Here is a 14,607-nt window from a genome sequence, read left to right on the forward strand (position 1 = left end):
CAACGCTCAGTCAGCGCCTGCACCGTCCCCGCGTCCCGCGCCGCTCTCCAGCTTGCGCCAGAGCAGCCGCACCGGCGCCTTGCGCACCAGCGCGCAGCGGTACAGGCGAATTTCCAGCGGCACGCGCCAATGCTCGCCGCCGCAGATCACCAGTTCGCCGCGCGCCAGTTCGGCGGTCACACTCAGCCGCGGCACCCAGGCCAGGCCGAGCTTCTGCATCGCCATGCTCTTCAGGCTGTCGGCCATGGCCGTTTCGTACACCGTGGTCGAACGCAGCCCGCGCTGGCGCAGCAGTGCATTCACCGAACGACCCAGCGAGGCGCCGGCGCTGTAGGCCAGCAGCGGCACGCTCTGCCCGCTGTCGGGATCGAACAGCGGCGCACCGGCTTCGTCCACCGCACACACCGGGACGATCTCGGTGCGCCCCAGCGCCAGCGAGGGAAAAAGCTCGGGGTCCATCTGCAGGGTCGCTTCCGGATCGTGGTAGGCGAGGATCAGGTCGCAGGCGCCCTCGCGCAGCGAATGCACCGCCTCGCCGACGTTGGTGGCCACCAGCCGGCTGTTGACCGGCACGCCGTCACGCCGTAGCCGCGCCAGCCACGCCGGGAAGAAGCCCAGCGCCAACGAGTGCGCGGCGGCGATACGCAGCACCTCGCCGCGCTGCCCCTCCAGATTGTGCAGGTAGCGCACCACCTCGCCGACCTGCTCGACCATGTTGCGCGCGGTGATCAGAAACAGCTGGCCGGCCTCGGTCAGCTCCACCGGCGTGCGCGAGCGGTTCACCAGCGTCAGCCCGAGCGTGCTCTCCAGGCTGCGGATGCGCCGGCTGAACGCCGGCTGGGTGACGAAACGCCGCTCGGCAGCCTGCGAGAAGCTGCGCGTCGCCGCCAGCGCGACCAGATCTTCCAGCCATTTGGTTTCGATGTTCATGCCATCTCCGAAGCGCCGTCTGCTGACAGGATAACGCTCGCCAGCGAGCGAACGTCACAGCCGCATTATGCCGATCCGGCATGGGACAGCGGATAACGGCATTGGCCGACGAACGGCCGCAGGCCTTATGGTAGCTGGCATCGCGGTCACAGCCGCTTTCCTACCGGATGAGAACTCTCATGTCCTGCGCTGCATCCTTTCGCCTCGAAAAAGACCTGCTCGGCCCACTGGAAGTACCCGCCGATGCCTACTACGGCATCCAGACCCTGCGCGCGGTGAACAACTTCCGCCTGTCCGGCGTGCCGCTGTCGCACTACCCCAAGCTGGTGGTCGCACTGGCGATGGTCAAGCAGGCCGCCGCCGACGCCAACCGCGAGCTGGGCCAGCTGAGCGAGGCCAAGCACCAGGCGATCAGCCAGGCGTGCGCGCGACTGATCCGCGGCGAGTTCCACGAGCAGTTCGTGGTCGACATGATCCAGGGCGGCGCCGGCACCTCGACCAACATGAACGCCAACGAGGTGATCGCCAACCTCGCGCTGGAATACATGGGCCATGCCAAGGGCGAATACCGCTACCTGCACCCGAACAACGACGTGAACATGGCGCAGTCGACCAACGACGCCTACCCGACCGCCATCCGCCTGGGCCTGCTGCTCGGTCACGACACCCTGCTGGCCAGCCTCGACAGCCTGATCCAGGCCTTCGCCGGCAAGGGCGAGGAGTTCGCCCACGTGCTGAAGATGGGCCGCACCCAGCTGCAGGACGCGGTGCCGATGACCCTCGGCCAGGAATTCCACGCCTTCGCCACCACCCTCGGCGAAGACCTCGGACACCTGCGCCGCATCGCTCCGCAATTGCTGGTGGAGGTCAACCTCGGCGGCACCGCGATCGGCACCGGCATCAACGCCGATCCGCGCTACCAGGCCATCGCCGTGCAGCGCCTAGCCGAGATCAGCGGCCAGCCGCTGCAGCCGGCCGCCGACCTGATCGAGGCCACCTCGGACATGGGCGCGTTCGTGCTGTTCTCCGGCCTGCTCAAGCGCACCGCGGTCAAGCTGTCGAAGATCTGCAACGACCTGCGTCTGCTCTCCAGCGGCCCGCGCACCGGCATCAACGAGATCAACCTGCCGCCGCGCCAGCCGGGCAGCTCGATCATGCCGGGCAAGGTCAACCCGGTGATTCCCGAGGCGGTCAACCAGGTCGCCTTCGAGGTCATCGGCAATGACCTGGCGCTGACCATGGCTGCCGAAGCCGGGCAATTGCAGCTCAACGTCATGGAACCGCTGATCGCCTACAAGCTGTTCGACTCGATCCGCCTGCTGCAGCGCGCCATCGACATGCTGCGCGAGCACTGCATCGTCGGTATCACCGCCAATGAAGGGCGCTGCCGCGAGCTGATGGAAAACTCCATCGGCCTGATCACCGCACTCAACCCCTACATCGGCTACGAAAACGCCACGCGCATCGCCGGCCAGGCCCTGCTCGGCGGCCGCGGCGTGCTGGAGCTGGTGCGCGAGGAGCAGCTGCTCGACGACGCCACGCTGGCCGACATCCTGCGCCCGGAAAACATGATCGCCCCACGGCTGGTGCCGCTGGCGGTGTGATCGCCGCTGCCAGCGCGCGCCGTAGAAAAGGGATGGTTTTGGCCATCCCTTTTTCTCGCAGGACGACCGCACCGCTCTCCGCTACTCGATCTCGAACAACCCATCGCGAATCTGCGCCCCGGCCAGGCGTTGGCGGATGTCGTCGTCGATGCGCGGATCGTCCGGGGCGTAGAGCATCACCTGGCGGTAGGCGTTGACGCGGTTGATCTCGCTGCCCAGGTAATCCCACACCACGCGGGTGCAGGCCGGGGTGCGACGGTCGCCGCTGGAGACGCCGGTCTTCAGGCCGTTGAGGCGGCCGATGCGGCTCTTGAAGCTGGGGATGAGGATGGTCTGGCTCATCTCGTTGTCGGTCAGCGACTCGTAGTCGATGAGAAACAGCCGGTCCTGCAGGTAGAACGCCGCGCCGAGGTAGCGGCAGCGCACCACCCATTCCTCGGCCGGCGCCTGGCCGGCGCGCGAGCGCTCCTGACGTTCCTGACGCTCGAAGACGAAGCTGCCGCGGTCCTCGCGCAGGTGCACCAGCGACAGCAGGATCTGCCCCGGCACCGACATGCAGTTGGCGTACTCGAAGTAGTAGCCGCAATAGCGCGACAGCAGGCTGCTGGCGTTGTCGCGCAGCGGCTGGAACAGCTCCAGCAGCGGATCGTTGGCGCCGCTGCGCTCCTGGTCGTGGCGGCGCAGGCCGATCAGCTGGGCGAACTGCTCGCCGGGCAGGCCCAGTTCGTAGGCCTCGACGCCGAAGAAATCGCAGATGCGTTTGAGGTTGTGCGCGGTCGGACGGCTCTGGCCGCCGAGGTAGCGGTTGAACTGCGCGCGGTTGATGCCGAGCTTGCGGCAGACCTCGGCGATCGAGCGGTAGTGGCTGCAGAGCAGTTTGAGGTTGTCACCCAGGTGTTCGTACATGGCGGCGGCATCTGATGCGGGTGACGCGAGTTTAGCATCAACTCGCGTCAGGTCGCCGCGACCTGCGCAATTGCGTGGCCAGGGCGCGCGGCCGAATCATTTCCGCCCCGCACGTTGTCTACTCGCAAAACAACAAGAGAGACCTTCCCTCATGCTCGATATTCTCAACGATCTCATCTGGAGCAAGCTGCTGATCGTCATGCTGATCGGCCTTGGCTTGTACTTCACGATTGCCTCGCGTTTCGTCCAGTTTCGCTATTTCGGCAGCATGTTCCGCATCTTCGGCGAGGCGTTCACCCGCCAGCCGGGCCAGCTCAGTTCGTTCCAGGCGCTGATGCTCTCGGTCGCCGGCCGCGTCGGTGCCGGCAATATCGCCGGGGTTTCGGTGGCGATCATGCTCGGCGGGCCGGGCGCGGTGTTCTGGATGTGGATGGTGGCGCTGGTCGGCATGGCCACCAGCTACTTCGAGTGCTCGCTGGCGCAGCTGTACAAGCGCCGCGAGCCGGACGGCGGCTATCGCGGCGGCCCGGCCTTCTACATCGAGCACGGCCTCCGTCAGCGCTGGCTGGGCATCCTGGTGTCGCTGCTGCTGCTGGTGACCTTCGGTCTGGGCTTCAACGCGGTGCAGTCCTACACCGTGGCCAGCTCGCTGCACGACACCTTCGGCGTGCCGACGCTGGTCAGCGGCGTCGCGCTGATGGTGGTGATGGGGTTGATCATCTTCGGCGGCATCCGCCGCATCGCCAGCTTCGCCGACGTGATGGTGCCGGTCATGGCGCTGTCCTACATCGCGATGGCGATCTATGTGATCGGCAGTAACGCCGGGCAGATTCCCGAGACCTTCAGCCTGATCGTGCGCAGCGCCTTCGGCCTGGAGCCGGCCTTCGCCGGCGGCATCGGCGCGGCGATCATCATGGGCGTCAAGCGCGGTCTGTTCTCCAACGAGGCCGGCCTGGGCAGCGCGCCGAACGTGGCGGCGGTGGCCGAGGTCAAGCACCCGGCGGCGCAGGGCATCGTGCAGTCGCTCAGCGTGTTCATCGATACCATCGTGATCTGCAGCTGCACCGCGCTGATCATCCTGCTCTCGGGCGTCTACCAGCCGGGCATGGAGCAGGCCGGCGTGGTGCTGACGCAGACCGCCGTGGCCGCCGTGGTCGGCGAGTGGGGTCGAGTGTTCGTCAGCCTCGCGCTGCTGCTGTTCGTGTTCACCACGCTGATCTACAACTACTACCTCGGCGAGAACGCGCTGGGCTTCTTCACCGCCAAACGCTGGCCGGTGCAGCTGTACCGCCTGCTGGTGGTGGCGCTGGTGCTGTGGGGCTCGATCCAGGACCTGGGCACGGTGTTCGCCTTCGCCGACCTCACCATGGGCCTGCTGGCGATCTGCAACCTGGTCACCCTGGCGTTGCTGTTCAAGGTCGGCCTGCGCCTGATGCGCGATTACGACAACCAGCTCAAGGCCGGTGTAGAGTCGCCGGTGCTCGACCCGCGCGACTACGCCGATCTGGACCTCGATCCTGCCGTCTGGCCGACCAAGACCGGCGAAGAGGCCCGTATCATCGGCAGCGCCGCTGTTCAGCACTGAGCACCCGCTCGCGTCGACCGACAGGGGGCTCCTAGGCCCCCTGTTTCGTTTGAGGAGATCCCATGCCGGCTTCCAGAAAGACCCTGGTGCTGTACACCGGCGGCACCATTGGCATGCAGCAGAGCGCCGACGGACTGATGCCGGCCTCCGGCTTCGCCGAGCGGCTGCGGGCGCAACAGCTGCTGCAACCGGGGCGGGCGCTGCCAGACTGGCAGTTCCGCGAGCTGCTGCCGCCGATCGACAGCGCCAACATGACACCGCGCCACTGGCTGGCGATTGCCGCGGCGATCCGCCAGGGCGTCGAGCAGGAGGGCTGCGACGCCGTGCTGGTGCTGCATGGCACCGACACCCTGGCCTACAGCGCCGCGGCGCTGAGCTTCCTGCTGCTCGGGCTGGAGGCGCCGGTGCTGCTGACCGGTTCCATGCTACCGGCGGGCGTGCCGGGCAGTGACGCCTGGGACAACCTGTTCGGCGCCCTGCAGGCGCTGCACGACGGCGCGGTAGCCGGCGTCCAGCTGTACTTCCACGACCGCCTGCTGCATGGCGCCCGCGCCAGCAAGCTCGGCACCGCCAGCCTCGATGCGTTCGCCACCCTGCCGCGCCAGCGTCACGAGCCGCGCGGCAGCGGCATCCCGCCGCATCTCGACTACCGCCAGCCGCGCCAGCCGGTCGAGCTGGCCGTGCTGCCGCTGTATCCGGGCATCCAGGCGGCGCAACTGCGCGCCGCGCTCGCCGGCAACGTGCGCGGGCTGGTGCTCGAATGCTACGGCAGCGGCACCGGACCGTCCGACGATGCCGAGCTGCTGGCGGCGCTGGCCGAGGCCCATGCGCGCGGCGTGGTGCTGGTGGCGATCAGTCAGTGCCCACAGGGCCATGTGGATTTCGGCCTGTATGCCGCCGGCAGCCGTCTGGCCGCCTGCGGCTTGCTCGATGGCGGCGGCATGACGCGCGAGGCGGCGCTGGGCAAGCTGTTCGCCCTGCTCGGCGCCGGGCTGACGGCCGCCGAAGTGGCGCACTGGTTCGCGGTCGACCTGTGCGGCGAGCGCGCCGACTGACGCGCCGCCCGGCTCAGCCGGCGACCGGCGTCGGCACCTGCTCCAGCTCGATCCAGAAGCGGCTGCCGACGCCCGGCTCGCTGTGCAGGCCCATCTGCCCGTTCATCTGCCGGGCGAATTCCAGGCACAGCGACAGGCCGATACCGGTGCCCTGGATCATGCTGTTCTCGCGCCCCAGGCGCTGGAACGGCTCGAACACCTGATCCTGCTGCTGCGGGTCGATACCCAGCCCGGTGTCCTCGACGATCAACCGCACGCGGTTGCCGGCGCTCTCCGCGCGCAGCATCACGCAGCCATCGGGCACGTTGTACTTCAGCGCATTGGACAGCAGGTTGAGCAGCACCTGGCGCAGCCGCCGCGGCTCAGCCAGGACCTGCAACGCGTCCGGCGGCAGCTGCACCTCCAGGCGCAGGTTGCGCTGGCGCACCTCCAGCGACACCAGCTCGGCGCATTCGCGCAGCAGCCCGGCGACCGCCACCGGCCGCAGTTCGAGCGTCTGCCGTTCGCTCTGCAGGCCGGACCACTCCAGCACGTCGCCGAGCATCTGGTTCAGATGGCGGCTGGCCAGGAGGATTTCGTCGAGGTACTCGGCGGCCTCGGACTGGCTCTCGTCGTTGCAGTCCATGCGCATCAGCTGGGCGAAGCCGAGGATGGCGTTGAGCGGCGTGCGCAGCTCGTGGCTGATACCCGACAGCAGGCGCGTCTTCGCCTCGTTGGCAGCCTGCGCCTGCGCCGTCGCGGCGCGCAGCTCGGCGTCCGCCTGCTTGAGCGCATCGATATCGACGTGCGTACCGGCCAGCACCCACGGCAGCCCGGTCTGCGCATCGTGCTCCAGCACCCGGCCGCGACTGAGCAGCCAGTGATACTGGCCGAGCGCGTCGGCGAAGCGGTATTCGACGTCGTAGCGCTGCGTCACCCCGTCCCGGACCAGTTTCAGCTGGGCCAGCGCCCGCGGCAGGTCCTCGGGGTGGATGCGCTGGCGGAACTGCTCGCCGGTCAGCTGGCCAGCAGGCAGGCCGAAGCGCCCGGGCAGGCGTCCGCGCAGCTGCAACAGACCGCTCTGCAGGTCGAATTCCCAGAGGCTCTCGGTAGCGCTTTCCAGCACCAGCTCCAGTCGGCGCTGGGTCTGCCAGCGCCGCGTCTCGCTGGACTGCAGCTGACTGCCGATCGACAGCGTGTGCCGGGCCATGTCGTCCAGCTCGCGGATGCTCGAGGTCACCGGCGCCGGCTGCCAGCGCCCCTGGCCGATCTCGTCGAGCATCTGCGAGACGCCGGCAATCGGCGCGCGCAGCGAATCGCTGAGGCGCCGCGCGCGCCGCCACATGAAGGCGAAGAAGCCGAGGTAGAACAACAGCAGCCCGGCGATCAGCAGGTAGCCGATCTGCTGGTAACGGCTGGCCAGGGCGTTGGTCTGGGCGAACATCTGCGCCTCGTCGACCACCGCCAGCAGGTGCCAGCCGGTCTGGTCGATGGTCGTCCAGGCCACCAGCTGCGGCCGGCCGCCGAGCACCAGGCGACGCACACCGACCGGCTGACCTTCGATGGCGGCGGCCAGTTCGCGCGTCTCGGCGCGCTGCTGCAGCTTGAAGTCCTCGGGCTTGAAGATCTCGCGGCGCACCGCCTCCTCATAGGAGTGCTCGGTCAGTTCGGCGAGGCCGAAGTCGCGCTCGCCCGGGCCGGGCAGCGCCATGATGCCCAGGTCGCGGCTGACCAGCATCGCGTAGCCGTCCCACGGCACATGCAGCTGGGCGATCTGCTGCAGGATGCCGCTGACGGTGATGTCGATGCCGCTGACGCCTTCGAGGAAATCGCCGCGATAGACCGGCGCGATGGCCGACATCATCCAGCCGTGGCCGGCGGGGTCGAGGTAGACGTCGGTCCACACCACCCCGCGCTTGGGATTGTGCTCGGCGTCGGCGAGGTAATAGAAGTTGTAGTCGGGAATGACCATGTCATTCGGGTACTGGTCCGGCGTGGAGAACCAGGGGTAGATGTGGTTGTAGCTGTCCCAGCTGTTGAAATACAGGCTGGCGATCAGCGGAAAACGCGCCTTGAGTTCCATCATCAGCGGATCGAGGCTGCGCAGGCGATTGACCTTGTCCAGGTCCTGGCGCGCCGGCGGCGTGGAGCCGGAATAAAACGCCGCCGCGCCGCCCTCGTCACGCGGGCTGTAGCGCACTCCGGCGGCGTTCAGCGCCAGCGCCGGCGGGCAGGCACACGCCGACGGCTGGTCAAGCAGCGCGCGGCCGGTCAGGCTGCGAAACAGCTCGGTGGCCGCGGTGACCTGCCCCAGCTGCGCATCGATGATGCGCGCCTCCAGGCCGACCGAGGCCTGCAGGTCGGTCAGGGCGGTCTGGCGCAGGTAGTCGATATGCGCATCGCGGATGGCATTGTTGGTCAGCAGATAGACTGCGATGAGCACCGCCTCCACCAGCACCAGCGGAATCAGGGCACTCTGAACGAAGGCGCGCCAGATCCATTGGCGCAGACCGATCGGGCTTCTCGACGGCACGGGAGCTCCAGCGCACGGCGCGCAAACGGCTGATGGGCGAAAGCGGCGGGATCATATCACCGCGTCCGGTAAAACCCAGTTTCGCCGATAGGCGTAGAGCCGGCCGTGCGCTGGCGCTTATCCAGCGTTAGCCGCGCTGGCGCGCCAGTGCCGCCAGACGCACCGCCGCGTTGGCCTCGCCGTGGCCGGCGTAGCCGTTGCGCCGCTGCAGGATCTCGACGCAGAAGCGCCCCTCGAACGGCGCGGTACACACCTGCAGCAGCTCGCCGCCCTGCGCATCGCGGTCGTACAGCACATTGCCGCGGGCCAAGCGCTGCAAGGTGGCGTCGTCGAGCGCGAAGCGCGCGGCGAGGTCATCGTAGTAGTTCTGCGGGATGTCCAGCAGCGCCACGCCGGCCTGCTGGAGGCGCTCCACCTCGGCGAGCAGGTCGTCGCAGGTAAAGGCGATGCGCTGCAGCCCGGCGCCACGGTAGCGCGCCAGCGTGTGGGCGACCGCCGTGTCGTGGTCCGGCGAAATCTCCAGCGGCAGGCGTACCCGGCCGCAGCGGCTGTGCACGGCGCGGCTGCGGATCAGCCCGCGGGGGTCGAACACCACCGCCTCGTCGGCCACCTCGAAATCGAACAGGCTGCGGTAGAACAGCAGCCAGCTGGCCAGCCGTTCGGCCGGCAGCGCGCTGGCCAGCTGATCGATGCCGCGCAGGCCGCCGCTCGGCTGCGCCTGCGGGTCGATGCGGAAATCGGTGTCATAGACGCTGTGCCCCGGCGCACCCGGCTCGACCAGATAGATCAGGCTGCCGTCCGGCGCGCGCACGGCCGGAATTTCCCGTTCATCGGGGCCGACCAGGCCGCAATAGGGCTGGGCGCGGAAGGCACAGGCGCGCTCCAGCGCCGGCGCCTCGCGCTCCACCCGCAGCGCCATCGCGCAGAGCGAGGTGCCGTGCGCGGCAAAGAAATCCGCGGCGAACGACTGCGGCTGGGCATTGAGCACGATGTTCGCCTCGCCCTGGCGATACAGCCACACCGCCTTGGAACGGTGCTCGCCGACACGGGCGAAACCCAGGCGTTCGAGCCAGCCGCCGAGGCGTTCGGCCTGCGCAGCGTCGACGGCGAATTCGAGGAAATCCAGCCCCGCATGGCTGGCGGCCGGCGGTGCGGCGAACAGGTTGCCGCGCGGCGTCGCGCCCTGCTGCTCCAGGCGCTGGCGGGTCTGCTCCTCCAGATAGAGCAGCGCGCGCAGGCCGTCGGCGGCACTGGCCAGCGCGGGCGCGGCACGCAGGCCGTCGTTGAAGATTTCCAGCGACAGCGGTCCGCGATAGCCGCTGCGCAGCACCGGCGCGAGAAAGCCGGCCAGATCGAACGCGCCCTGCCCGGGGAAGCAGCGGTGGTGGCGGCTCCACGGCAGCACGTCGAGCGCAAGCAGCGGCGCATCGGCCAGCTGCACGAAGAAGATCTTCTCGGCGGGCAGCGCGGCGATGCCGGCCGGATCGTCACGCAGCGCCAGGGTGTGGAAACTGTCGAGGACGATGCCGAGCGCCGGGTGGTCGGCCCGCGCCACCAGTTCCCAGGCCTGGCCCCAGGTCTGCACATGGCGGCCCCAGGCGAGCGCCTCGTAGCCGATGCGCAGGCCGCGTGCCTGCGCGCGCTCGGCCAGCCGCGCGAGGTCGGCGGCGAGGATTTCCGGCTCGTCCAGCGCCTCGGCCTGGGTGTTGCTGCAGACCAGCAGCAGTTCGGTGCCCAGTTCCTGCATCACGTCGAACTTGCGCTCGGCACGGTCAAGGTTGCGCTGCACGAGCTCGCGCGGGCAGCCCTCGAAGTCGCGGAACGGCTCGAACAGCGCGATGCCAATGCCCAGCTCCTCGCACAGCCGCCGCACTTCGGCCGGGCTGCCCGGGTGATGCAGCAGATCGGTCTCGAACAGCTCGACGGCGTCGAAGCCGGCCGCGGCGATGGCGCGCAGCTTGTCCGGCAGGCTGCCGCTCAGCGAAACCGTGGAGATCGCCCGCGGCCAGCGCCAGCCGCGCTCGCCGGGACGCATCCGGACAGGCGCAGCGACCGGCTGGGCGCCGTTCACGCGCGGAAACGCCGCCAGATTGGCGGCCAGCGGCACGATGGCCGACTCAGTGCACGGTACGATCATGGTCGGGGGACTCGGTAAGGGAAACCAGCGGGCCGGGCTCGGCCTGCTCCAGCAGGGCGCGCAGCGGCGTGGCGATCGAGGCGGTGTAGTCCTTCACGCAGCGGTGATGGCCGCCCAGTACGTCGTAACTCTCGAAGCGGATGCCCATGTTGCGCCACGCGTGGCTGGTGTAATCGGCAGAGAAGTACACCACCGGCGCCGCCAGCCGCCCGGGCAGGTAGCGCGCCATCGCCAGCGAGTAACGCTGGAAGCGCTCGCGCACCTCCAGGTCGCGCGCCGTCGGCGCGGCCTCCGCGCTGGCGCGGCGCAGCAGGCGCCCGCCGAGCTTGTGCAGCAGGTTGGCGATGCGCTTGGGATAGGGCCATTTGCTGGTCTCGCCGAAGCGGCTCAGCGCCTCGTAGGTGCGCGCCAGCAGCGTTTCCGACAGCAACGCGTCGGCGCTGCGCAGGATGACGCGCGACCAGGGCCGCACGTTGGCCGTCGGCGGGTCGATCAGCGCGACGATCTCCACCTCTTCGCCGGCCTCGATCAGCAGGCGCGCGGTTTCGAACGCCACCAACGCGCCGTTGCAGTAGCCGCCGATGCGGTACGGACCGCGCGTCTGCCGTTCGAGGATCAGCGGCAGCCGCGCGCGCGCCATCTGCTCGACCGACGCCGGGATCGGCTCGTTGTCCAGGCCATGCGGGGCGATGGCGATCAGCGGTTGCCGCGAACCGAGCAGCTTGGCCAGACGGCGGATGTAGTAGCCGCCCTGGGCGAAGTCGCCGTGGAACCAGAACAGCGGTGTGCGCTGCGGGTCCTGGTTGAACTCGATCACCGGGATCACCTGCCCGGCAAGGTCCTGCAGGCGCGCGGCGAGCTTGCGCGCGCTCTCCTCGACCAGCACCGTCTCGGGAATCATGCGCCCGAGCAGCTGTTCAAGTTCGGCGAGCATCTCGGTGGCGAGCAGCGAATCGCCGCCGCAGTCGAAGAAGTTGTCGTCCGGGCCGACCGCATCGGTCTTCAGCAGGCGCCGCCAGACGCCCAGCACATCGCGCTCCAACGGCGTCAGCAGCGCATCCGCAGTGGTGGTCCCGGCGCGCGCCTGGGCGGCACGCATCGCCAGCAGCGCATCGCTCAGGCGGTGGCGCAGCACCTTGCCGGTCAACCCGCGCGGCAGCTCGTCGAGCAGCTGGATGCGCCGCGGCACCTTGAAGTACACCAGTTCGCCACGCAGAAACTCGCGCAGCGCCTCCGCCTCCACCTGCATGCCCGGCCGCAGCACCACCGCGGCGGCGACGTCCTCGCCGAGACGCGGATGCGGCACGGCGAACGCCGCGGCCTCGGCCACCGCCGGGTGGCGCAGTAGTGCATCGTCGACTTCCTGCAGGCTGACCTTCTCGCCGCCGCGGTTGATCACCTCGCGCAGGCGGCCGTGCAGGCGCAGAAAGCCGTCGGCGTCGAAGCTGCCGAGATCGCCGGTGTGGAACCAGCCATCGTGAAAGGCCGCCTGGTTCAGCGCCGGATCGCCGAGATAGCCGGCCATCAGCGTCGGCCCGCGGAGCAGCACCTCGCCGCGCTCGCCGGCGGCGACCGGCGCGCCGGCGTCGTCGACGATGCGCACGCTGCCCGGCAGCGGCCGGCCGACCGTGCCGGCCTTGTGCTCGCCGGGAAACGGCGTGTTCACCGCGATCTGCGCGGCCTCGCTGGAACCGTAGTGTTCGAGCAGCGGCATGCCCAGCACTGCCTGCAGGCCGTCGACGATCTCCTGCTGCAACGGCGCCCCGCCCGAAGAGGCGAAGCGCAGGCGATGCCGGGCGAACGCCTCGGGGCGGCTGTGGGTGGCTTCGAGCACCGCGCGGTGCAGCGCCGGGCCGGCGGAATACCAGCTCGGCTGAAGCGTCTCGAACCACTCGTGCAGGTCCACGGTCGCCGGGCTGAGCGGGAACGCCACGCTGCCGCCACCGAGCAGCGGGGTGAGGATGGTCACCTTGAGCCCGTGCGAGTAGTACGGCGCCGAGACGCACAGGCAGCGGTCTTCGGCATTCAGGCGGAACCAGCGCTGCCAGTTCTGCGCGGCGGCGAGCATGTTGCGATGGCTGAACGGGATCAGTTTGGGCCGCGCGGTGGTGCCGGAGCTGCGCAGGATGAATGCCGGCGCGTCCGCTTCCGGCTCGGCATCGGGCGCTGGAACCGCCGCCGCCGTGACGCGCAGCAGCAGGCCGGCGCTGCCGTCTTCGGCGGGCTCGGCGATGATCAGCGGCAGGTCGTGCCGGTGCGCGGCGCGATAGCCGGCATCGGGGCCGCCGTCGATGATCAGCAGCGCATCGAGCGGCAGCTGTTCGAGGAACTGGTCCAGTTCGGCCGGCCCGAGGCGCGGATCGAGCGGCACGGCGACCGCCGAACAGGCGACGCCGAGGATGCCGACGGCGGCCTGAGCGGCGTCGGGGATCATCACGCCGATCTTCGCCTCGCGACCGAGGCCGGCCCGGCGCAGCTGATGGCGGATGCCGTCGAGCTGATCGCACAGGGCGCCGCGATCCAGCGGGGCGAAGCGCGTGGCGAGCAGTGCCGGCCGCCGCGGAGCGGCAGCGGCCAGACGTGCCAGTGCACGATAGAGCGTCGGCGCCGTGGCGGCCGAGTCGCGCACGGGCGCTGCCGGGTCCAGCACGGACCCGGTCGATTCGAGGGAGTGTGTCACGCTGTCTGTCCTTGGCCGAGGGGCGACCGGAGCCGCTTTCCTCACTGGCCTCTAAGACAGCGTGCGTCGAAAAAGTTGCCTGAACTGCGCCGTGTTATCGGCAACTGCAATGAAAAACGCGCTAACCGCTGCGCTTTCCCAGCAAATTTCTCGATCGGATCGGGCTCACTCCGCCAGGTAGCGCGCCCGCGGCGTAGCCATCGGCAGCGGGCCGTCGCCGATCAGGCGGAACTCGCCCGTCTGCGCGTCGTAGGCGCGGATCTCGCTGGTGCCGATGTTGTAAACCCAGCCGTGGATGAACAGCTGGCCGCTGGCCAGGCGCGCGGCGACCGAGGGGTGGGTGCGCAGGTGGTCGAGCTGGGCGACGACGTTTTCCTCAGTGAGGATGCCCAGGGTGTGCTCGTTGGCACAGCCGCAGTTTTCCTCCACCACGTGCCGGGCAACCTCGGCGTGGCTCAGCCAGGCCTTGACCGTGGGCATGCGCTGCAGCGACGCCGGGTCGAGCACCGCCTTCATCGCGCCGCAGTCCGAATGGCCGCAGATGATGATGTGCTGCACGCCGAGCGCCACCACGGCGAACTCGATCGCGGTGGAGACGCCGCCGAGCATCTGCCCATAGGGCGGCACCACGTTGCCGACGTTGCGGGTGACGAACAGGTCGCCCGGCGAGCTCTGGGTGATCAGCTCGGGAATGATCCGCGAGTCGGCGCAGGTGATGAACATCGCCCGCGGCTGCTGCTCGAAAGCGAGCTTCTCGAACAGCTCGCGCTGCTGGGGGTAGATCTCCTCACGGAAGCGTTTGACCCCACCGATGATGTGATCGAGCGCCTCCTGGGCACTTTCGTTGCGTTGTGGATTGCTCATGTTCGACTCTCGCAAGGTGTATTGGCGCGCCTCAGAATTTCTCCGGACGCAGCACTTGTACTTCGGCGAGGTAGCAGACCATCGCGAAGTGTTCGTAGTAACGGGCCTGCAGGTGTTCGGCGATGCGCTCGGCGACCTCGCGGCTGCAGATCACTTCCAGACGGATGTTGCCGTCGGTGTTCCACTCGGCGCTGCGTACGCCACGGCTGCCGCTGCCGCGGGCGTCGGACAGGGTCCAGCCCGGTGCGCCGAGTGCCTGCAGGTCGGCTTCCAGCTTGTGCTCCAGCGCCGCTTCGCAGATCACCGTGAGCAGGGTGCGGGTATGTGCGTTCAT

Annotated in this window: 10 protein-coding genes; 3 read left to right on the forward strand and 7 right to left on the reverse strand. The window is 69.0% G+C overall.

Features of this window, described 5'->3' with window-relative positions:
• Positions 1-6 precede the first annotated feature (6 nt).
• Positions 7-930, reverse strand: a complete 924-nt coding sequence (locus NAV27_RS13920; RefSeq protein ID WP_102829152.1) for a LysR substrate-binding domain-containing protein — start codon at positions 928-930, stop codon at positions 7-9.
• 179 nt (positions 931-1,109) lie between these two features.
• Between NAV27_RS13920 and NAV27_RS13925 the strand changes: the two genes are divergently transcribed.
• Positions 1,110-2,534, forward strand: coding sequence for an aspartate ammonia-lyase (locus NAV27_RS13925; RefSeq protein ID WP_008568585.1), 1,425 nt, complete (start codon positions 1,110-1,112; stop codon positions 2,532-2,534).
• 81 nt (positions 2,535-2,615) lie between these two features.
• Here the strand turns inward: NAV27_RS13925 and NAV27_RS13930 are convergent, their stop codons facing one another.
• Positions 2,616-3,440: a helix-turn-helix domain-containing protein gene (locus tag NAV27_RS13930; RefSeq protein WP_077682821.1), complete on the reverse strand. Its 825-nt coding sequence runs from the start codon at positions 3,438-3,440 to the stop codon at positions 2,616-2,618.
• A 151-nt stretch (positions 3,441-3,591) separates the two neighbouring features.
• Here NAV27_RS13930 and NAV27_RS13935 point away from each other — a divergent pair, with 151 nt between their 5' ends.
• Together NAV27_RS13935 and NAV27_RS13940 are read left to right on the forward strand one after the other, a co-directional pair.
• A complete protein-coding gene (locus tag NAV27_RS13935; protein ID WP_102829153.1) occupies positions 3,592-5,025 on the forward strand; it encodes an alanine/glycine:cation symporter family protein in 1,434 nt (477 codons plus the stop codon).
• Between the two features lie 62 nt (positions 5,026-5,087).
• A complete protein-coding gene (locus NAV27_RS13940) occupies positions 5,088-6,080 on the forward strand; it encodes an asparaginase (RefSeq protein ID WP_102829154.1) in 993 nt (330 codons plus the stop codon).
• A 13-nt stretch (positions 6,081-6,093) separates the two neighbouring features.
• On the opposite strand, the gene NAV27_RS13945 is transcribed toward NAV27_RS13940, so the two are convergent.
• From NAV27_RS13945 to NAV27_RS13965, 5 genes are all read right to left on the reverse strand, one after another.
• Positions 6,094-8,592 carry a sensor histidine kinase gene (locus NAV27_RS13945; RefSeq protein ID WP_102829155.1) on the reverse strand — a complete coding sequence of 833 codons (2,499 nt, stop codon included), beginning with the start codon at positions 8,590-8,592 and terminating at the stop codon, positions 6,094-6,096.
• 127 nt (positions 8,593-8,719) lie between these two features.
• Positions 8,720-10,627 (reverse strand): bifunctional sugar phosphate isomerase/epimerase/4-hydroxyphenylpyruvate dioxygenase family protein, encoded by a 1,908-nt coding sequence (locus NAV27_RS13950; RefSeq protein ID WP_102829193.1) that lies wholly within the window; start codon positions 10,625-10,627, stop codon positions 8,720-8,722.
• An 82-nt stretch (positions 10,628-10,709) separates the two neighbouring features.
• Positions 10,710-13,409, reverse strand: coding sequence for an AMP-binding protein (locus tag NAV27_RS13955; RefSeq protein WP_102829156.1), 2,700 nt, complete (start codon positions 13,407-13,409; stop codon positions 10,710-10,712).
• 165 nt (positions 13,410-13,574) lie between these two features.
• The gene (locus NAV27_RS13960; RefSeq protein WP_102829157.1) at positions 13,575-14,273 is read right to left on the reverse strand and encodes a carbonic anhydrase; all 699 of its coding nucleotides are present in this window, start codon (positions 14,271-14,273) and stop codon (positions 13,575-13,577) included.
• Positions 14,274-14,304: 31 nt separating this feature from the next.
• Entirely contained in the window at positions 14,305-14,607 is a 303-nt protein-coding gene (locus tag NAV27_RS13965) for a P-II family nitrogen regulator (protein ID WP_102829158.1), read from the reverse strand.

This window comes from Stutzerimonas degradans, assembly GCF_024448505.1.
GTDB classification, from domain to species: domain Bacteria; phylum Pseudomonadota; class Gammaproteobacteria; order Pseudomonadales; family Pseudomonadaceae; genus Stutzerimonas; species Stutzerimonas degradans.

What these genes read in the sequence shown, in the direction of transcription:
- NAV27_RS13920 (WP_102829152.1), bottom strand. Translation starts at nt 930, where the DNA reads ATGAACATCGAAACCAAATGGCTGGAAGATCTGGTCGCGCTGGCGGCG.
- NAV27_RS13925 (WP_008568585.1), top strand. Translation starts at nt 1,110, where the DNA reads ATGTCCTGCGCTGCATCCTTTCGCCTCGAAAAAGACCTGCTCGGCCCA.
- NAV27_RS13930 (WP_077682821.1), bottom strand. Translation starts at nt 3,440, where the DNA reads ATGTACGAACACCTGGGTGACAACCTCAAACTGCTCTGCAGCCACTAC.
- NAV27_RS13935 (WP_102829153.1), top strand. Translation starts at nt 3,592, where the DNA reads ATGCTCGATATTCTCAACGATCTCATCTGGAGCAAGCTGCTGATCGTC.
- NAV27_RS13940 (WP_102829154.1), top strand. Translation starts at nt 5,088, where the DNA reads ATGCCGGCTTCCAGAAAGACCCTGGTGCTGTACACCGGCGGCACCATT.
- NAV27_RS13950 (WP_102829193.1), bottom strand. Translation starts at nt 10,627, where the DNA reads ATGCGTCCCGGCGAGCGCGGCTGGCGCTGGCCGCGGGCGATCTCCACG.
- NAV27_RS13960 (WP_102829157.1), bottom strand. Translation starts at nt 14,273, where the DNA reads ATGAGCAATCCACAACGCAACGAAAGTGCCCAGGAGGCGCTCGATCAC.
- NAV27_RS13965 (WP_102829158.1), bottom strand. Translation starts at nt 14,607, where the DNA reads ATGAACGCACATACCCGCACCCTGCTCACGGTGATCTGCGAAGCGGCG.